Raw genomic sequence first — 20,092 nt, 5'->3', positions numbered from 1 at the left:
TGCTAAAAATTAAAAAGATATAATTTATTTTCAATTATAAGAAAAATAGATCTTTCTTAAATATCGATAAAATGTTTAATTAGTAGAAGTTCTAATCTATTATCCAAAGCCAACCCTAAGAGTCGTTAGTAATGAAGTGTCTTTTAAGTCTCCATCTGCATGACCAGTACGAATTTCAATACTGTTTCCCTGGCTAAACTCATACAACGCTTTAATATCGTAAAAAGTACTTTCAGTTTGATTATTTGGTTCGCCATAATAATCAACGTCTAAATGGCCAATAGCAAACGTTAGCTTGAGTTTTTCATTTGGATTCCAATTTGCTCTTAAGCCATATAGTAATCCGTCTTCACCGCGACCATCAACGTTACCATATCCGCCGAAGTGAAAGGTTCTTGCCGGGTTTATTTCGTTGTTTGGATCGTTATTTATCAATAACGAATAACTATCCCAACCATTGCCAATTAAACCACCGTCGGTAAATGCGGCTACTTGCGCTTGCAATTGAAACTCTGGGAGAAATTGGTAGCCACCTTCTAAGAAGGCGGCTATATTATCATTGCCCCAAAAATAGACCGCGTCCTTGTCGCTGTTTGAATCGGAAAAAATTATATTTGCAGCCCCTTTAAATGAGAAATTCCCCATAGTCTTTGCAAAGTTTGGTAAGAAGAGATGGACGTCATCCATGCGATAAGGATTGGAACTTTCGCTAGGTGAAGCGTTGCTACCATCAAAATATGCCCATTGCATTCCCCAGTCTAAATCTTGATAGTTACCCACCGTACCAATGGCATACACGTTGAGGTCATCTCGAAAATTTGGCGCATTAACGTGTTCTGAATGCTCTTTAGCAAAACGTAAATCATAATAGCCAAACAACATCATGTGACCACCATCAAGAGTGATGTTATTCATAGCAATAATTCGGTCACGGCGGTCATCTTCTATGCTGAAACCATAACTCCAACTTGCCTCTTGGCGACCTGCACGAAATAACCATGAATCAATGCCTTGATATTCAAGAAAGGCGACATCTAATGAAAGCGAATCACTATTTGTGCCGTCATTAACGCTAGAGCCTGCTCCATTTGAGTAGCGGCGGTCGCCAGCCCAATCGTAATAACCTAGTAATCGAGTGTACATTGCCCAATCAGAAGTATTAAACATATTCATGCTTAAACGAACTCGTGATTGTGCACCCTTTTCAGACACACCTTCACCGATACTGCTTGCGTTATTGTTAACGGAGTAACCCTTAATAAATGCATCAGCATTTAATTCGAGTTTCCCTGCTTCTCCCATATCAAAAATTGCAGCATTAGTATTTGTAGAAAGTCCAGCAGTGCATGATAGTATGGCTGCACATAGACATTTTTTTGAAATCATAAAATTTCTCCTATAAATGTTGGAAGCTATATTTTCATGAGCCAATTTACTATTTAATTGCAGGTTGTTTATTGTTTCAATAAGACAGCTATTTGACATTTCGTGTCATGGGGTGTTATTTGTGATGTATTCTAAATTACTACTTTCGGTTGTTAAGTTGACGAGCAAATATAATTATGAGTTGTCATATTATTAAAATAGAAGGAGGGTGTGTTGTGAATTTCTTCTTTTAAATTGGAACGATTATGAGTCTCAGGTATGACTGTATTATTGATCAAATCGTTTTTTGTAAAGTATTCGGTTTATACGGATAGGGTATATGTGAGTATTTGGTATGCAGTGTCAATAAGGTAAAAAAAAGCCAAATAAACAGCAGTAAACAGGGGCTAGTCATAACATTAGATCACGGCTCCGCACCGTCTTTTATAAATCGCCCTAATGTACGAAGCAATTAAGTTCATTATTGATGAAAAAATAAAAGGAAAATAAAAGGCAGAAAATAAAAGGGACATACACTCAAAGAAGAGCAAAACATACAGAATTTCAAATTTAAATAATCATATTTGGTTCTATACATGAATGCTTAAATTGAGACCTTTTCAAGAAGGTTACCGGGTTATATCGCGATATATACGTGTTTGTTTGTCGCTTTTACGTTGCAATGGCATCTCATACAAACCAAGGTTGTAGAGTGCACGATTTTTCGACTAATTCGTCATAAAATCATCCTATTTCTAGGTCTTTATGGTGTGTGTCCGTGATAGGTGATAGGTGATAGGTGATAGGTGATAGGTGTTGAAGGTAAAATAGGGCACTAAAATCTATTAGTGCCCGTTATTAATAAACGATTAGTTACCAATTATTGGCGGAATACCAGGCAGTTGTCCAACGAGAGCAAGAGAACCAACACAGATAATAAAGGCCACTCCAGGAATTACATACTTGTCTTTAAATGAAAGTGATTTAGCACGTTCGTGGTCACCAATAAGTCCCATGTTGTCTAGTAGCATGGTCATTGCCCATCCAAATACTGGGTTAACAAAAGCACATGAGAATATACAGATACCGGCACTAAGTGAATCTTTATGCTTGTGAATCATCTGCATGCCAGCTTCAAGTAAAGGCAAGAAAACACCGACGATCAAAGCAATACGAAGAACCGGTTCCCACATTGCTAGGTCCATTGGATAACCGATTACAGCCGCAAGAATACACATAATACCCGTTAACATTGCACCACCCGGTATCGGACGCTTAGCAATAGCGGCAGGGATCATGTACGTGCCCCAAGATGATGCTAAGTTACCACCACCTAATAATGTACCCACACCTTGACGAATCGACGCTACCATCATGGTGTCATCAACATCCATCAATACGCCTTTCGCTTCTTTAGGATAGTTAAGCTCTTGGAAAACACGATGGCCAAGATAATCCGGAGACCACATTGCAACGGCTAGTAGTGCGAAAGGGGTTACCGCGATAAAGTGTTCAAGGTTTGGCCAACCTAATTTCCAACCTGTGTTTTCACCCCACCAGTAGAACGGGCTGAAATGAGGAAGCCCTGGTTCTGTGGTAAAGGCAAATTCAGCGCCCATTGCGTAAGCAACAATACCGGCAAGTAATGAACACAAAGGAATGGCTAACCAACGTTTGTTCACTTTTGCTAAGTAGGCGTAAACCAAAACGGTAACACCAATAACGGCAAATGAGATGTAACCTTGATCGTTACTTGCCGCCCAAGCTTCGGTTTTGTTGATCTGACCGATCAATCCTACCGCACCTAAGTAGATAAGTAGCCCTCCACGTACTCCCACTCCCGTGAGAGTCATGAGTTTTGACCCCCCTTTGGTATAAGCTAAGATCAAGCCAAATAAGCACACCATTATGCCTAATGCTAGCGGGTGCCCACCCGCGGCGGCAATCAATGGTATGAGAGGAATCATTGGCCCATGCGTGCCAGCTAGGTTCGCGTTAGGGTTTAAAATAGCGGAGAATAAAATAACAAATAGAGCACCCGCAATGAGCAATTCATAACGAACGTTTTCGGCGACAAATTCAGGAGATAGGCCAAACTGCGCAGCAAATACAGCAACCATGGCGGTTACCATCACAACTTTGCCTATTGTTGCGGCGAGTGCTGGCACAAAGTCTTCGATTTCAATACTGTAATCTCGAGAAGGTAAATGAATCCCCCAACGTTTGAAGTTCATGATCTTAAGATCATGATTTAGAAAATCTTCGCGACTTTCAAAGTCTTGCGCTTTACGGCGCATATCTTTGTAAAAAGTCTTATTTTTTTTTGACATTTAGTCATTCCTTGTAGGATTTCGAGCTTTGCCATATCCAGCCACGTTCCACTTACGCGTGGTATACTGGTCTTCAACCAGTACGAGACGACATCCCAGACGCTACCATGCATCTCTATTTTTTTATAAAGAGGGCAAATGACGGTTGGCAATTTTCGATGATAAATAACCAGAAGGTAATACCCTTCCAGATAGAATACGATTTTTCAAAATCACGATGAGTTTACAAATCCCATCCAGTGGATTTATTGATTTAGGTTAATTTATAAAAAAAAGTTTGGGTGTAATGTGATTGTTTTGAACAGACTTGCTACTTGGCGCACAATTTTGATTATATTGTCAATAACACTATTGAGATAAATAGAAGTAATGAAGATAACAGAGCACGCAAATCGCACGGAACATCTGTTTGGTGTTCGCGCCGAAGATATCCATAGGTGGATTGACGGTTTTTTTGATCATGAAGGAAGTGACCACTCTCTAAGAATGGCTGGGAAATTGGACTATGATCCTTATGACCACCGCCGTTTTCGTCATTGTAGAGAAGCACTTGGTGAGGCAATCAAGGAGTTTGGTGGCAGATACACCAATCAACAAATTAGGGATGTGTTTGAATCGCATATTAGAGATGATTATGACGGTTATTTGCCATCTCGAGCTGATTTTGAAAATGGCACCTTCACTGCAAAATATCATGACACTACCCACGGTGAAGCGTTAAGTGAAGTTCTTGATGCTGCTGAATTGGCAGACTATTTTAGTGGTCTGCATACTTCTCAACATGAAAGTCAGCAATCTCTTACCAGTTTTAGTCTCCGAATTGTATTGCCCACCGTTGCCGCCATCATACTGTTTATCACCAATATTATTTATGTGATTGTTCCTCTTGTTGAAGATTCGATGTTGGGGCAGAAGCGACAGATGCTCAAAGAACTTACGTCGACAGCGGTGAGTATTGTAGACAGTTATGTTGGATTGGAACAACGGGGTGTACTAAGTAAAGAAGAGTCGCAGAGACGAGCTCTTACTGAAGTTAAAGCGATGCGCTACGGACCCGAGAACAAAGACTACTTTTTTATCACTGACATGCACCCTAAAATGGTTATGCATCCTTATCGGAGTGATTTAAAAGGTCAGGACTTAACTAATTACACTGACAGTGAAAATACCACTGGTTTCCCAGTATTCGTTGAAATAACTAAAATGGTTAAAGCCGAGCAACATGGTTTTTTGGAATACCAATGGCAGTGGAAAGACGACCCGAATATTACCGCGCCTAAAATGACCTACGTAGAAGGGGTTGAAGAGTGGCAGTGGATTATTGGTACTGGGGTCTATTTTGAAGACGTTCAGCAGGGGATAGATCATCTTGAAAGCACGCTTTATCGTGTGTTTTTTGTAATAACAATTGGACTTATTGTTATTATGGGTTACGTCATCGCTCAGTCCAAAGTTATTGAAAATCGTAAAAAACGGGCTGAAATGGCGCTTCACGAAGCCAAAGATCGTTATCGAGCCCTAGTCGAATCCTCTAATGAGGGGTACATACTTGAAGCGGACGGAAAAATTATTTTTTCAAACAGTCGCCTTCACCAACTGCTTGGTTATACAGACACTGAGCTTAAATCAAAATCTATCTGGAAAAAGCTTTTTTCTAATAACCCTCAAAACACTGACGTATTACACCACTTATTACAGCTATTTAGTCACGAGAGTGAACCCGGCGAATTTGAAGCTCAGCTCAAGACTAAGGGCGGTAAGCAAATTGATATAATTTTAAGTACGTCAAAGATTTTTTTGTCAGAAAAACTTGGGCATGTCATTTCATTTCGCCCAATCGTGCGCAAGATCTATGGTGGTAGGTTTGGGCCTATTAATCAAATAACCAATTATCAAATGATCAGTAGTAGTATCGTTACTGAGATAGAGAACGGTAGCAGTCACGGGCAAGTAGTGGAGTCACTCAATCGGCTTCCGGATCTTATTCGAGACATGATAGAGACGGGCACTCGACCAGACTTTTTGCGTCGTCTCATTGGGAGTACTTATGATGCGGCAATATGCCGATTTGTTGCTTTGACTATCGAAGATATTGGCGAACCACCAGTGCCATTCTCATTTGTTTCATTTGGTAGTAATGCTCGTCATGACATGACACTTTTTTCTGATCAAGACAATGCGATTATTTTTGAAACGCCGGAGGACACAGACCTTAAGTCGATTCGACGTTACTTTTTACACTTAGCAGAAAAAGTATGTGCCATGCTTAATCAGGCGGGTTACAGCTATTGTGATGGGCTAATTATGGCATCGAACCATCAATGGTGTCTGAGCCAAAAAGAGTGGAAAGAAAACTTTAGTATCTGGGTTGAGCAGGCTTCACCTGAGTCGATCCTAGAACTCAATGTGTTTTTTGATATTCGTTCAACCTATGGTAACGCGAGTCTGGTTGATGATATTCAATCACATATACAGACGTTACTTCATATTCATCCCGAATTTTTGCCCACTTATGCTCAAAACTGTTTGTCATACGAAATACCTCTGAATACCTCGGATGAGATAAAAACAGAAGACTACGATGGTAGGGCATCACTCAATCTAAAAGATGGTTTAAGGCCAATGGAAATTTTTTGTCGTATCTACGCCCTTAAACATGATATCAGAGAGAGCAATACCATGGCTCGATTAAAAGGGTTGTTAGCTCAAGGGGAAATTGATGCGATAACGTTTCGTGAAATGGTGTATATCTTTGACCATATTTGGCAACTACGATTTATAAACCAGATAATCGAATACACAGATTTACGCAAAGTGAACGATGTACTAGCGCTTAGCGACTTAACTAAGTTGGAGCAGAAAAACTTAAAAAATGTGCTGAGTCGTATTTCACTATTTCACGACAAAGTGACACGAGATTTCTTATAGAAAATAAAAGGTAAAATAAAAGGGACATACACTTAAAATAAAAGGGACATACACTTAAGGAGAACAAAAAATACAGACTTTCAAATTTGAATAATCATAATTGGTTTTTTACATGAATGTTTAAATTGAGAGATTTTTAGGAAGGTTACCGGATTATATCGCGATATTTGAGTGTTTAACCAATTGAAAAAAATAGACAATCACTTACGAAAACAAGTTAAGTAGAATGGGAAGGCGAGCCAGGTTGAAGAAACTAACCATCTAGTCGATAAAGGTGAATTCTTAAAATAAAAGGGACATACACTTAAGGAGAACAAAAAATACAGACTTTCAAATTTGAATAATCATAATTGGTTTTTTACATGAATGTTTAAATTGAGAGATTTTTAGGAAGGTTACCGGATTATATCGCGATATTTGAGTGTTTAACCAATTGAAAAAAATAGACAATCACTTACGAAAACAAGTTAAGTAGAATGGGAAGGCGAGCCAGGTTGAAGAAACTAACCATCTAGTCGATAAAGGTGAATTCTTGATTTATTAAGGTATTTTTTGGCCGCTTTTACGTTGCAATAGCATCCCACAGCCGTCGCTCTTCTTCTTTCAAGTTGAGTACAAGCTGCAAGCCAAGTGGTTTGAGACAAACTTAACCTTTGTAGTATAACGGGTACTGAATTGTTCATTGATGCATTGTTTGTTCTATATTGATGAGCACTCCAATTGATGAGTTCAATATAGTCTATTAACCTAAAAGGGATTCCCTGAATGAATTTATTGGTAAAGTTGCCAATAAATGGAAATAAAAAAGGTGCGGTTTTTTGCTGTTCATTCAGCGCCATTAGTCTTGCTTGAATAGAGGTGAATTCGGAGTCTTCTGGTGTTTTCACAATGCCCGCTCTCAACGGATTTAAATCGACATAAGCCATGGCCGCGGCTAATGCTTGTTCATCCAAAAGTGCTTGGCTTTTAAAACGGCTTTCCCAAAAGTGACCGATACAATGGTCCTCTGCATTGGCTTTAAGAGCGATATCAAAATTCAGTTCCTTCATAAACCAACTTAAATTCCACAGGCGAGAGCGCCATGAGTCGATGAGGGAAAGACAGGCTTCTTCTTCAGCCTTACTGGTCAATTGATTAGTAAGCCAACGCTGTACTAATAAAGGTAATTTGTGATTAAGGTGCCAACGTTGAATAACTTCTTGATATGAAAGCGAGAGTGCTTTATTGCGATTGATATGAAGTACTAAATGATAGTGGTTGTGCATAATGGCGTAAGCACATATGTCGATGCAGTAAACCAGCGATAATGAGTGAATTTTGTGTTCAATCCATTCCCTTCGATGCTCGTAGCTTTGCTGAGTTAGTGGGTCAACACCACATAAAAAACCACGTCGAACGCAACGTGAGACACAATGATAATAAGGTGTTGAGTCAATGGAGACCAACTGTTTTCTGGCAGTAGTCATAAATACCGTATAAAGAATAATAATGGATAGGTAAAGATAATAATGGCTAAAATAAATCAAGGAACGTAGAGTGCACGATTTTTCGATTAATTTGTCATAAAATCATTCTATATCTAGGACTTTATGGTGTGTGTCCGTGATAGGTGGTGTGTGTCCGTGATAGGTGCGTGACAGGTGTGGGTTAATGTTAGTTTGATAAGCGCCGCCTTATCAGTGTTACTTTGACCTGCAACATTCAGCGTCTTTTCTGTTAGTAAAAGCTAAATATATTTGAGAAACGATCGCCATTACACCAACAGAAAAAATGATTCGAAACCAAAGAACCATATTTAGATCAGCACCAAGAAGTAAAACTAATGCCGTGTCTTCAATGATGCTGTGGAGCAAATTAAGTAGCATCACGGTAATTAATGCGTCTTTCGTTGTCAGATTACCATTCTTTGTTTCATTAATGATTAGCCCCCCGCCATAGGAAAGACCTAATGTAATACCAATTACGGCTAAATTGGCGGCTTCTTTGCTTACTCTTAGTATTTTTAGTAAAGGCATCATCAACATTGCCATCACATTTTCAATTCCGATTAACTTCAGTAGTCGAAGTGCAGTGATAAGAACACAAATGACAACGAAGATACTAAATAGATTTGCTGCTTGCCCAATAATCCAGTCGAAGTAGTTTTCATAAATGGGTGGTTCATTTTGCCAAAGTATTTGTGCAGCGTGCTGATGCGTGCCCATAAATTCAAAATACGCATTTTGAATCCATGCAAAGCTAAGTCCTCCACCCACCCTCAATAGAAGTGTTGCCCACATCGGCACACCCGCTTCTTTCGATATCATGCCTTCTATTGGTAGTCCGTGACTGATGAGTAATAAGCTGCTTAACACGGTCACTTGAGCAACCGTTAATGTTACGTCTGTATCAATGAGAACGAATATCCCTGCATAAAGATTAGTCAACATAGTGGTAGCCCAAACTAGCGCCATTGAGTTTGGAAGCCCAAGCGTTTCCATTACTGGTTCGAGTAAACCACTGAGCAATGTTACGCCTCCTAGTTCATCGGCCAATTTAATCAAAATAATCATGGGGATCATTATTTTAAATAGCGATGTCGTCGTCGCCACTATGTCATGGCCTAAATGTTTAATCTCGGATACGATTCGGGTCATTCTTCAATCTCTTATCTGATGAGTATCAGACTGTTATGATAAGAGAGTTGTGATTAATTGTATTTCGTAATATAAATCAAAAGGAGAGTTCAATTTCTTTTGTACTCAATTTTTTGGTGTCACATTTCTTAAATTATGGCGTGAGGAAATTATGGAAATAGACCGGTTAGATCGAAAAATATTAATGATTCTGCAAAAAAATAATAAAATACTTAACGTAGATCTTGCAGAAGAAGTTGGGCTTTCTCCTCCAGCTTGTCTAAAGCGCGTAAAACGTTTACGCGAAGGGGAGGCCATTATTGGCGACGTTTCGTTGGTTAACCCTGAGTTGGCTGGAAACATTATGACGTTTGTGGTTTCGATAGAGATGGACAGAGATAGAGGCGATATCTACAAACGTTTCCGCACTCTGATATTGAAATACCCAGAGGTAACCCAGTGTTACCAAATATCAGGTAGCTATGATTTCCTTCTAATTGTTCGTGTTAGAAATATTTCGGAATATGAACAATTTCTGGATGGTTCGTTGCGTAAAGACCTGAATATTAGAAAATTTCATACTTCGATTTCACTACGCACAGTCAAATTTTCAACAGAAGTAGACTTAAGTGACCCTGATTTGTAGGGAGACGGTGAACTTGGCCACTGGGATTAATGACATTTTAATACTTAATCTGAACGGCGTTTCTACACATGTGCCCCTTTATTGTCCTTATTTTCCTTTTTGATTTTCAAATACATTTCAAACTCATCTATAGGTATGGGTTTGCTGTATAAATACCCCTGATAAACTAGGCAGCCTTCCCTTTCTAGAGTGGTCCTTTGCTCTAGTGTTTCCACGCCCTCGGCGATGGCGTTAAGCCCTAAAGCTTCAGACATAGAAATAATGGTTTTTACAATGGATTGGTCGCTTGCATCGGACTCGACATCTTTAACAAAAGACTGGTCTATTTTTAACTGACTCAGAGGGAGGTTTTTGAGGTATTTAAGAGAAGAGTATCCTGTACCAAAATCATCGAGAGAGAAGTCAACACCAAGCTCCCGAAGCTCGTTCATATGGGAGATCGTCCGTTTCATGTCATCGACGAGCATACTTTCAGTTAATTCTAACCTTAGCTTTCCATTTATAAGATTATGCTCGCTCAATAACTTGCGGACCATTGCGACAAAATCAGGTTGACGAAATTGTTTATAACTAACGTTGACTGAGAGCGTGAGATGCTGGGTTTCCTTGCGTTGCTGCCAATGATTCAACTGCTCACAAGCGGTTTTTAATACCCACTCTCCAATTGCAATGATCAATCCAGTCTTCTCTGCAATGGGGATGAATTGGTTCGGTCCTACTACGCCTTTTTCAGGGTGTATCCAGCGAATAAGCGCTTCTGCACCTACAGTTTGATTAGACTGGTTAACTTGAGGTTGATAGAAAAGTTCAAACTGTTGCTCAATAATCGCAATGCGTAAATCATTTTCAAGATTAAACTGAGCCGCGACCTTTTTTTGCATCTCTGGGTCAAAAAAACAGGCCGTATTTTTACCTGAGTGCTTTGCCTGATACATGGCTATATCCGCTTGTTTTATTAACTCTGACTTCGAGTGTGAATCATCATCAAACAACACGATGCCGATACTTACGCTGCTGCTGTATTGATGTTGTTGAAGTGAGTAGGAACGAGCAAGCGTTTCGAGAAGATCGTTCACTATATGCTCTGCTTGCGCTTTGGCAGCGACAATGGAGGCATCTAATTGAGGCAATAAAATCACAAATTCATCACCACCAAAACGTGCCAGAGTATCGTCGACACGCAAGCACTGACGAATACGAGATGCCGCTTCTTTGAGAAGTCTGTCGCCATATTCATGACCATGGGTGTCATTTATTGTTTTAAAGTCATCAATGTCTAAAAACAGTAAGGCATGATTGTGATTGCTGCGGTTGCAGGTCGCAATGGTTTGGCGGAGTCTATTGAACAACAAAATACGATTTGGTAAACCGGTTAAAGCGTCATGATGCGCTTGTTGGAGCAATTCCTTTTTATTCTTTTTTTCTGATCTGGATATGGAACGAATGAGCAAAAATAACACGATGTTATAGAGAAAAAATATAGCGAGACTGGCAAGAAACCGATTGGTGAAAATACTGACGATATATTGCTTGTCCATTTTGGAAACAAACCAAAATTCAAGGTATGGGTCATAGTGGGCGACCACTTGAAACGTTTTCCCAGATTCAAGCTGGTCATAGTCAAAAATACTGAAATATTGTTCATTGTCAGTATGTTGTTTTAGAGAGGAATAGTATCGATCACTGACGGGTATTGTGTAATTTACGTGTTCATTATCCGTGCTAAATTGAAGATACTTGTCACGCCTTACGATTTCCACCTGATGATAGGGTTTTAAGTCTGTATGGCCACCAAAGATAGGGGTGTTGTCTAATTTGATGCCCGCCGTCATAACCGCAATAGCGGGTGATGCATCACGCGGCAAGTAAATGGCCTTTCGGATGGGCATTGCAAACGTGTGGCTCCCCAGCGCTTTTATCATATATGTCGGCCCAGTGTTGATCTTATGGCTTTCTCTGGCGTCAATAAATGAATCTCTCGTTTGCTCGAGTTGCATCAGGTTTGGCACCTTACTCAAGTCAAAGTTAGAGCTTGTCACCAAAGGCCGCCCGTCATAGGCCACTAGACCTAAACCCAAAAAAGCGGGATAAGACAGCATGGTGTTGTCAAGAACAGAGTCGTGAATGGGTTGCTTTGGTAATTGATGTTGAGTGATTAAGTGAACACCGAGAATATCGAGCAATGACTCTTGCGACTCGAAAAATGCCTTAACTGAATTACCAAAAAGTTCAACATGTGTCCGCTGTTTGTTTAGCACAATCTGCTTACTGGACGTCCAATTATAATAGGTCACGCCAGAAAATATCACGAATGATGTGATGAAAATTATAAAGAATATCGTCCAGATATTCTTTAGGCGTGTCATTTTGTTCATACAGTTAAGTGACTCATTGTTGATAATATGCCGTCGTTCGTCTCTGGTGTATTGGATGCGAGTATTCATCTGACACGTAAAAGCGATAATTTCTAGTGTGTTAGATGTGCATTGATAAGGCTAGATTCTAACCATCTGGCGAATATAAAGAAAGCGCTTTCATTCGCCTTATTGATGAATGACATAGTTTATATACACTAGGGCTAATATCAAAGCGCTCTATTTGTAGAGAAGTTGCGCAATTTTAGCTAAACGAGTTTAATTGCCATATGTCGATATCTTTGGGGAGTGACAAAACGCCTTTTTATATTCTCTTGGGCTAGTACCAACACGATTACGGAATCGTTGACGAAAGTTCGTAGCAGAACCCAACCCAGATCTTACGGCAATGTGTTCGAAGCTTAATGTTGTGGTTTCCAATAGACGCTGCGCGTACTTTACTCGAGCATTGTTCAACCATACTGTCGGGCTTACCCCCAATTCATTTTTGAATTTTCGATTGAAGGTTCTTGTCGTCATGAATACTCGATTCGCCATATCCTCAATAGATATGCTGTCACCCAAATTCGATTCCAACCAATAGAGCAGAGTGTTGATTGGGCCCTTACCAGAATCATGATGGTTGTGATTAATAAATTGTTTTTGTCCACCTTCTCTGTGCATTTGAACAACAGATATTTTTGCTAAGTCGTTTGAAATGTAATGGCCTAAATCAAGGCCAACCACATACAAACACAAATCTAAACCTGCAATAGCGCCTGCGGAAGTTAAAATCTGCCCGTTGTCGATGTACAGAACCTCTGGATTAACGATGACGAAGGGGTACTTTTTTTGCAACAATGAGGTGTGCATCCAATGTGTCGTTACTTCTAAGTGATTGAGTAAGCCCGTCGCTGCTAGCACAAAGGCTCCCGTACATATTGATAGTATTCTTCCACCTCTATCAGCATGCTTACGAATCCCGTCGAGTATCGCTACATCAATGCTAGATTCTAGATCTCTTACACCCGGAACAATTATCGTATCTGCTGTCGATAGTTTGTCGAGGCTGTGTTTAGACCCAATCAACAGCCCTTCTTTGTTATCAATCTCTTCGTTTCCACAAAAAAAGACATGGTATGCAGGCGAACCACATGGCAGCGTTGCTCGACTGAACGTTTCGTAAGGAAGTAGTGCTTCAGTAAGTACAACATCATCAAAAAGAAGAATGGCAACTTGGTGCATAGATGGCGAGTTTATTGCGATATTTGTCATGTATGCTACTTGGTGAGTTCATGGTTCAGCGTATAGTTATTTCAAATAAAATCACTTCTTGCCACATTAATCAATAGAATTGTTAGTTGCATATTTATTTGGCGAACCATATCGACAAAATGTACTAATACGTCTTATAGGAACTCAATTGTGAAACTCACTCATTCGAAACCTAAGCCAAGTAAACTCTGTATGTTATGCCATTTCATTAAGGGAGATATCCGTACCGCCACAGAAAAAACGCGTAACGTTGTACTCAGACGACATGCTCCGTATGTCTCTCCTGATCATTACAAGTTCCCAGATACAAAAGCATGCAAAGAGGCATTGCATTTGGTCGAACAAAATAGTCCCACCTTTCTTCTTAATCACAGTATAAGAAGTTATGCATTTGGTTTGGCGATGAGTCACAAGGTCAACAAACCGATAGATCGAGAGGTGTTTTTTGTGGGGTCTATAATGCATGACGTAGGTTTAACGCAACTTGCCCCACAAGACGGTACTTTCGAAGTTGAAGGGGCGAAGGTCGCCAGAGATTTTTCCTTAGAACATGAGATCTCTACCGACCGTGCAGATTTGATTCATGAGATGGTTGCATTGCATAACTCTGTGGGCGTCGCTCATAAATGTGACCCAGAAATAGCATTATTGCACTTCGGTGCAGGTGCGGACGTCGCGGGTTTATGGGTGCACGATATTCATCGTCAAACACTTCACGAAGTTCTCGATGCTTATCATGACGAAGGATGTAAAGAAGGCATGGTGAAGTTAATAAAAGAGCAAGTGTTAAGCAAACCAGATAGTTATATGTCTACTATGGTGGAACTCGGGTTCTTAAATAAGGTCACTAATAATAAGCGGCGTTAAGTGTGACAATCGGGTAGTAGAATGTAGTGAGTGGATTGTCTAATTTGCTTTGAAGGTGGCTGGTTTTGTTTGTACCAGTCTATAATCCTTGAAAGCACGCGTGTAAATAAACACATAGAACCGAAGTAAATTAAGACATTACTTTAGGATAATACGGGAGCGTTTATTTTTATTACCGTGCATAGGTCTTAATTTTTCTAGGGGGTTACGTGCTCTACTTTTCTCTGATTTTGATTGGATTACTGGGGTATCTCGCACAGACCACCGGACTTTGTATGGTTAGAGGCGTTCAAGAAGCACGTAACGGAAAGCCCACGCTTTTATTGGCTATTGTATTCAGCGGAACGTTGTCATGGCTTTCTATTGGTCTTACCTACTTTGTTGCTCAGCCAAGCCATTTAATGACGTACCTTCCCACGTGGCATTTTGCCGTAGGCGGCTTTTTGTTTGGCTTAGGGGCGGCGTTGAATCTCGGTTGTGGTGTGTCCACAATTAGCCGTCTGGCCCGTGGGCAGTTAGTGATGCTGGCAACGGTTACTGGTTGGCTAGTGGCATGGATAGTCTTTGTGAAATTAATGATTGATGTTAAACCCAGCAGTTACGAGACACCAATGATGCTTCATAATGGTGTATTAATTGGGGGTTCAATACTGCTTGGATTCATTATTTTAAGGTTGAACACTGGTAGTAGAAAATTGTGGTTGTCCATGTTGGGTATCGGTCTCATGGCAGGTTGCCTTTTTGTTTTTGAGCCTCGTTGGACCCCAAGCGGCTTGCTGAAAGGTATTGGTTTATCTGTTTGGAATGGTACTGAAAATACATGGCCGAGTAGCGAACGTTTTATGCTGATTACCGTTATGATTTTGGGCATGCTAGCGGCTGCATTACTCACGAGATCATTTAAATTTGAACCTGGAACACTTAAGCGCTACTTAGAACATTTTGGTGCTGGCAGTTTGATGGGCTTTGGTGCGGTTTTAGCCAGTGGTGGGAATGATACTCAACTATTGGTAGCGCTACCGGCCCTGTCACCAGCAGGCGCTGTGGCGGTGATCTCTATCATTGTGGGCATTTATACAGGCACTTTACTGAGGCGTTAATTCCTAATTGTCAGTAAAGGCCAATGTTAAGCATACATGACCATCTTGATCGGTTTACGGAGTGACACCTATGTTGATACGTAGTTATTGAGGTAGGTATAAGACTAAAGCGAAGTGGCTCGATTATACCCACCGTATGACGAGTTTAAGAACCCAATCTCACAAATTATTCGATGCCACGCTTTTCTCGTTTTTGCGATAAGAATAATAGGCTATGCTAGTCCTATTGGTTTGAGGCATGGAATCCTAATGAAAAAAGAGCAGATAGTTCAGTTAGATGAGATAACTAAAGAGTTTATTGATGGCGACCAGTGCCACAGAGTATTAGATAAACTTGGGCTAACCCTCTTTCGTGGCGACACCGTTGCACTTACTGGTGCCAGTGGAAGCGGCAAAAGTACCTTACTTAACGTCATAGCAGGATTCGAACCACCCAGTTCCGGACAACTTGCGCTCTTAGGGAACAATACTCAACATTGGCCAGATAGACGCTGGAGTCAGTTTCGCCATCAGAATCTAGGTGTTGTATTTCAGCAGCTAAATCTTCTTACGCCTTTGAACGTCGCCGATAACATTGCGTTCCCTCTGCAACTCAATAACCTTGAATGGAATGACTGGTGTGATCATCTGGCTGACCGATTGGGTTTAAAAACTCTATTGGGTCGTCATGTTGAGAACCTGTCGGGAGGGCAGCAGCAGCGTGTGGCTATCGCCAGAGCACTCGCGCATCAACCCGAGTTATTACTTGCAGATGAACCAACCGGTAATTTGGATCAAACGGCAAGCGTAGAGGTGATGGAACTTCTGTGTGAGTTAGCAGCAGAGAACAACACGAGCATATTATTGGTTACTCATAGCCAGACGTGCGCGGGTTTCATGAACCGACATTGGCATCTGGAGCAAGGTAATATACATGAGTAGCCATTCTGGCGGTCATTCATTCTTTAAAAAGGCATTCTTTAAAAAATTAATTCCTAAGAATGCCTTGTTGACAAAGACCAAGCTTTGCTTGCAGATCTTCTTAGCACACTACAAAAAAGCACCGCTTCAGGCGGGCGCAATTATCATAGGTATCGTTCTTGCGGTTACCCTGCTTACCGGGGTTAGGGCGATCAATGAAAACGCCAAACGCAGTTACAGCGCCGTATCCGAGCAACTAAGTCAGCAGGCCAATTGGTTTATTACACCCAACATAGGACAACCGTTGCTTGATGATGCTATCTATTTCGATCTCAGAAATGCTGGATTTAGTCAGAGCTTGGCGGTTATAGAAGGATCATTGCTCGATGGCTTCGGTAACCGTTGGCAGGTTCAAGGCAGTGATCTTGTTGCGGCCTTAACCGCACTGAATAAAGACAACCGTGGCGCTGACAACAATAACCGCCTATCGCTGTTTGATAATCGTCTTCCCGTCACCGATATGTTGGCGGGCAAACCGATTGTGTTAATGAGTCGAGCGCAGGCAGAAACGTTAGCCGAAGACACCGAGATCACGCTGGCAGGACAAAAGCTTAAGGTAGTAAGTTTGAGTGAAAGCTTTAGCTTAGGCAACCGTATTTTGATGGATATTTCCTTGGCTCAACGGCTACTCATTCGCCCCGAAAAACTCAGCTATATCGCACTTTTTGACTACGATGAGCAAGACCATGAGCCGTTGATTCAACTGGTGGGTGACAGAGCGGTACTAAGTCAGAGCAACGAAGGCGAAAATCTTACGGCGCTTACAGAGAGTTTTCACCTCAACCTAACCGCAATGAGTATGCTCGCGTTTATCGTGGGCCTGTTTATTGCCTATAACGGTGTACGTTACAGCCTGTTAAAAAGACAGCGACTCTTCATTCAATTGCAGCAAATCGGCATGCCTAAGGTGCCGTTACTTTTGGCGCTTTGTTTCGAACTATTTGGTTTGATTTTAGTCGGTTCTGTTATTGGATTTACGTTAGGGCTTCAGCTTAGTCATTGGCTTCATCCTATGGTTTCAGTTACGCTTGAGCAGTTGTACAACGCAAGGATATTGCCGGGCGTTTGGAGCTGGAGCTGGCTGTGGCAGGCGATGTTGCTTACGATGGTGTCCACAATCCTTGCCTGTAGTTCACTCTTCTCTCAGCTTCTACATCAACCGTTGGCAAGAAGTGTGGGGCAATACAGTCAACAGACAAATGCTCACCGAATACACAGAATCCAATTCACCGTTGCGATCATATTGGTTGCGCTTTCCGCTATCTTGATGCCTTTCAGTGACGATTATCAACAGACCATGGCGCTGCTTGGCCTGGTTATTATCGCGATCCCGCTCTCTCTGCCTTTGTCATTATCGGTACTGGTGAATCTCATTGCCAAGTTTACCCGAAAAGGGCTTATTGGCTATCAGCTTGCAGAAACGAAAGAGCTGATTTCACCGCTATCGTTGGCGATGATGGCAATGCTTTTGGCGCTTACCGCAAACATTTCCATGAATACGCTGGTGGGCAGTTTTGAATCGACGCTGACGAATTGGCTGAATGTTCGATTACACGCTGATCTTTATGTGCGCCCTGCTGAATCTCGGATAAGTGAGGTCGAACAGTTCCTGCATAAACAACCTGACGTTAGAGCGGTGTATAAGCAGTATTACCAAAAAAGTCAGTACGGTGGTCTACCCATTATATTGGGAACCAAGGATCCGGAAACCATGAAAAAGACCGCCATTTTTAAAGACTCAGCAACCGACGTATGGGCGCAGTTTTCTGATGGAAAGACGGTCATTATCAGCGAACCAATGGCTATTAGACTAAAGCTATCGTTGGGGGATCGCATTGAATTAAATGCAATTCCAGAACGGTTATTTATTATCGGCGGAATATTCTACGATTACGGGAACCCTTATGGTGAGGTACTGATCCCACAAACACTTTGGAACCAGCTTGGTTTTTCAACCGTACCTGCAGGGATAGGGGTTGGTTTCGATGGGGACCCGGATACACTTCGACAACGACTGAAGCGTCAGCTTGGTATCTCAGATGCACTGATGTATGACCAACAACAGATCAAGCAAAAGGCGATTTCGATATTCAACAAAACATTCTCCATCACAAGGGTGTTAAATAGTCTGACTTTGCTGGTGGCGTCTGTCGGTTTGTTTAGCGCTTGTTTCATGCTTACTCAGGCCAGAGTTGCACCAATCGCACGCCTATACAGCTTGGGGGTCAGTCAGCGACGCCTGACCTTTATGGTGATCAGTCAGATGCTGAGTATTGTTTTACTGACTTGTCTGGTTGCCTTGCCTACTGGAGCGATGTTGGGGTATCTGCTGATAAACAAAGTCACACTGCAAGCCTTTGGCTGGAGTATCGCCATGCTGTGGGATTGGCAGGCCTATTTTGAAGTGGTGTTTATTGCGCTGTTCGCCAGCTTACTGGCGGTCGCCTTACCGATTTACCTGCAAACAAAACGGCCACTTATCTCTAGCCTTCAGAGTGAGGTGATATGATGCGTTCAAAACGTTTACATTCTTCTCGCTCGTTTGTCTTATTGGCCACGATCTCGGCCTTGATATTGATATCGATATTGGCCGGTTGCTCCGATTCTGAGGCAGAGAAGTCGATGAGTAATATACTTGGCGATACCACCGCCAGTTATTCCGAAGTGCGTCCTGATACCCGAATAGTATTCCCTTCAGATCATCTCTCTCATCCCTCATTCCGTCAGGAATGGTGGTATCTAACTGCAAATCTGAAAACAGAAACAGGAAAGCCTATAGGGATACAGTGGACTCAGTTCCGGATGGCGATGTCAGCTGATATTGAGAAGCCAGAACAAACAGAAGGGTGGGCAACCAATCAGCTTTATCTGGCGCATACCGCAGTGACGACTGAAGAGGTGCACCTAGCCAATGAAAAATGGTCGCGGGCGCACCCTAAATTTGCCGCGGTAACTGCAAACCCTCTCACGATTAAGTTGGACAACTGGAAATGGCAGGCGAAAGGGGATGACCTGTTTCCTGCGTTGTTAACGGTTGAAAGTGACCGCTTTAATTATCAATTATCATTGACCAGTCATCGCCCATTGCAGCGACAAGGGGAGAATGGTTTTAGCCGAAAAAGTGCCGATGGAAAGGTGGCTTCTCATTATTACAGCCAACCATTTATTGAAGTGGAAGGTGAGATAGAACTTGATGGAGAGCGAATATCAGTAACCGGAACAGCATGGCTTGATAGAGAGTGGAGCTCGCAGTTTTTGACGGGTTCGCAGCAAGGTTGGGATTGGTTTGCACTACGCCTGAATGATGGCTCAACATTGATGCTGTTTCAGCTAAGGGAAAGCAATGGAGAACAACCGGGTTTCTACAGTGCGAGGAGAATGTATCCTGATGGTCGCGGTGAAAACATCGCCTCTGCTGAAATTACCATGAAGCCTTCAGAGTTTCATCGGATCGATGAAGGACGTTATCCAGTCGCTTGGAATATCATTATCCCAAGTCAAAGGATCGATCTGAACATTAAAGCGCTTAACATAGAGGCCAAAATGCCTCTTAGTATTCCCTATTGGGAAGGGCCAGTCTTTTTTAACGGTAGTCACTCCGGTGAAGGTTATATGGAATTGACTGGATACTGATTTGCGATTCGCTTGGTAG

Annotated in this window: 13 protein-coding genes; 7 read left to right on the top strand and 6 right to left on the bottom strand. The window is 41.6% G+C overall.

Going from position 1 to position 20,092, the window contains the following annotated elements; genetic code table 11:
- Positions 1-99: 99 nt before the first annotated feature.
- A complete protein-coding gene (locus IUZ65_RS10185) occupies positions 100-1,386 on the bottom strand; it encodes a hypothetical protein (RefSeq protein WP_195703619.1) in 1,287 nt (428 codons plus the stop codon).
- An 848-nt stretch (positions 1,387-2,234) separates the two neighbouring features.
- On the bottom strand, positions 2,235-3,695 hold the full coding sequence (locus IUZ65_RS10180) for a DUF3360 family protein (RefSeq protein ID WP_195703618.1): 1,461 nt from the start codon (positions 3,693-3,695) through the stop codon (positions 2,235-2,237).
- Positions 3,696-4,064: 369 nt separating this feature from the next.
- Here IUZ65_RS10180 and IUZ65_RS10175 point away from each other — a divergent pair, with 369 nt between their 5' ends.
- A complete protein-coding gene (locus tag IUZ65_RS10175; protein ID WP_195703617.1) occupies positions 4,065-6,623 on the top strand; it encodes a DUF294 nucleotidyltransferase-like domain-containing protein in 2,559 nt (852 codons plus the stop codon).
- A 503-nt stretch (positions 6,624-7,126) separates the two neighbouring features.
- Here the strand turns inward: IUZ65_RS10175 and IUZ65_RS10170 are convergent.
- Positions 7,127-8,089 (bottom strand): transposase, encoded by a 963-nt coding sequence (locus IUZ65_RS10170; RefSeq protein WP_195703616.1) that lies wholly within the window; start codon positions 8,087-8,089, stop codon positions 7,127-7,129.
- Positions 8,090-8,305: 216 nt separating this feature from the next.
- A complete protein-coding gene (locus tag IUZ65_RS10165) occupies positions 8,306-9,259 on the bottom strand; it encodes a hypothetical protein (protein ID WP_195703615.1) in 954 nt (317 codons plus the stop codon).
- Between the two features lie 151 nt (positions 9,260-9,410).
- On the opposite strand from IUZ65_RS10165, the gene IUZ65_RS10160 reads away from it, so the two are divergent.
- Positions 9,411-9,884 carry an Lrp/AsnC family transcriptional regulator gene (locus tag IUZ65_RS10160; RefSeq protein WP_195703614.1) on the top strand — a complete coding sequence of 158 codons (474 nt, stop codon included), beginning with the start codon at positions 9,411-9,413 and terminating at the stop codon, positions 9,882-9,884.
- A 62-nt stretch (positions 9,885-9,946) separates the two neighbouring features.
- Here IUZ65_RS10160 and IUZ65_RS10155 read toward each other — a convergent pair whose 3' ends face one another.
- Together IUZ65_RS10155 and IUZ65_RS10150 are read right to left on the bottom strand one after the other, a co-directional pair.
- Positions 9,947-12,328, bottom strand: a complete 2,382-nt coding sequence (locus IUZ65_RS10155; protein ID WP_195703613.1) for a putative bifunctional diguanylate cyclase/phosphodiesterase — start codon at positions 12,326-12,328, stop codon at positions 9,947-9,949.
- Positions 12,329-12,517: 189 nt separating this feature from the next.
- Complete coding sequence (locus IUZ65_RS10150) at positions 12,518-13,513, bottom strand: GlxA family transcriptional regulator (protein WP_195703612.1); 996 nt, start codon at positions 13,511-13,513, stop codon at positions 12,518-12,520.
- A 150-nt stretch (positions 13,514-13,663) separates the two neighbouring features.
- On the opposite strand from IUZ65_RS10150, the gene IUZ65_RS10145 reads away from it, so the two are divergent.
- From IUZ65_RS10145 to IUZ65_RS10125, 5 genes are all read left to right on the top strand, one after another.
- Positions 13,664-14,380 carry a hypothetical protein gene (locus IUZ65_RS10145; RefSeq protein ID WP_229638039.1) on the top strand — a complete coding sequence of 239 codons (717 nt, stop codon included), beginning with the start codon at positions 13,664-13,666 and terminating at the stop codon, positions 14,378-14,380.
- Positions 14,381-14,655: 275 nt separating this feature from the next.
- Complete coding sequence (locus IUZ65_RS10140; RefSeq protein ID WP_195705081.1) at positions 14,656-15,480, top strand: YeeE/YedE thiosulfate transporter family protein; 825 nt, start codon at positions 14,656-14,658, stop codon at positions 15,478-15,480.
- A 249-nt stretch (positions 15,481-15,729) separates the two neighbouring features.
- Positions 15,730-16,401, top strand: coding sequence for an ABC transporter ATP-binding protein (locus tag IUZ65_RS10135; protein ID WP_195703611.1), 672 nt, complete (start codon positions 15,730-15,732; stop codon positions 16,399-16,401).
- Positions 16,394-18,949, top strand: coding sequence for an ABC transporter permease (locus IUZ65_RS10130; RefSeq protein WP_195703610.1), 2,556 nt, complete (start codon positions 16,394-16,396; stop codon positions 18,947-18,949). The genes IUZ65_RS10135 and IUZ65_RS10130 overlap by 8 nt, the downstream gene beginning before the upstream one ends.
- Positions 18,946-20,073 carry a lipocalin-like domain-containing protein gene (locus IUZ65_RS10125; protein ID WP_331275664.1) on the top strand — a complete coding sequence of 376 codons (1,128 nt, stop codon included), beginning with the start codon at positions 18,946-18,948 and terminating at the stop codon, positions 20,071-20,073. Before IUZ65_RS10130 ends, IUZ65_RS10125 begins: the two co-directional genes overlap by 4 nt.
- Positions 20,074-20,092 lie beyond the last annotated feature (19 nt).

The sequence above is a fragment of the Vibrio sp. VB16 genome, assembly GCF_015594925.2.
GTDB lineage: Bacteria > Pseudomonadota > Gammaproteobacteria > Enterobacterales > Vibrionaceae > Vibrio.
This window is presented reverse-complemented; position numbering and strand designations above follow the sequence as displayed.

Coding starts and splice junctions, on each gene's coding strand:
- IUZ65_RS10185 (WP_195703619.1), bottom strand. CDS start 1,386: ATGATTTCAAAAAAATGTCTATGTGCAGCCATACTATCATGCACTGCT.
- IUZ65_RS10160 (WP_195703614.1), top strand. CDS start 9,411: ATGGAAATAGACCGGTTAGATCGAAAAATATTAATGATTCTGCAAAAA.
- IUZ65_RS10180 (WP_195703618.1), bottom strand. CDS start 3,695: ATGTCAAAAAAAAATAAGACTTTTTACAAAGATATGCGCCGTAAAGCG.
- IUZ65_RS10135 (WP_195703611.1), top strand. CDS start 15,730: ATGAAAAAAGAGCAGATAGTTCAGTTAGATGAGATAACTAAAGAGTTT.
- IUZ65_RS10175 (WP_195703617.1), top strand. CDS start 4,065: ATGAAGATAACAGAGCACGCAAATCGCACGGAACATCTGTTTGGTGTT.
- IUZ65_RS10130 (WP_195703610.1), top strand. CDS start 16,394: ATGAGTAGCCATTCTGGCGGTCATTCATTCTTTAAAAAGGCATTCTTT.
- IUZ65_RS10140 (WP_195705081.1), top strand. CDS start 14,656: ATGGTTAGAGGCGTTCAAGAAGCACGTAACGGAAAGCCCACGCTTTTA.
- IUZ65_RS10125 (WP_331275664.1), top strand. CDS start 18,946: ATGATGCGTTCAAAACGTTTACATTCTTCTCGCTCGTTTGTCTTATTG.
- IUZ65_RS10150 (WP_195703612.1), bottom strand. CDS start 13,513: ATGACAAATATCGCAATAAACTCGCCATCTATGCACCAAGTTGCCATT.
- IUZ65_RS10155 (WP_195703613.1), bottom strand. CDS start 12,328: ATGAATACTCGCATCCAATACACCAGAGACGAACGACGGCATATTATC.
- IUZ65_RS10170 (WP_195703616.1), bottom strand. CDS start 8,089: ATGACTACTGCCAGAAAACAGTTGGTCTCCATTGACTCAACACCTTAT.
- IUZ65_RS10165 (WP_195703615.1), bottom strand. CDS start 9,259: ATGACCCGAATCGTATCCGAGATTAAACATTTAGGCCATGACATAGTG.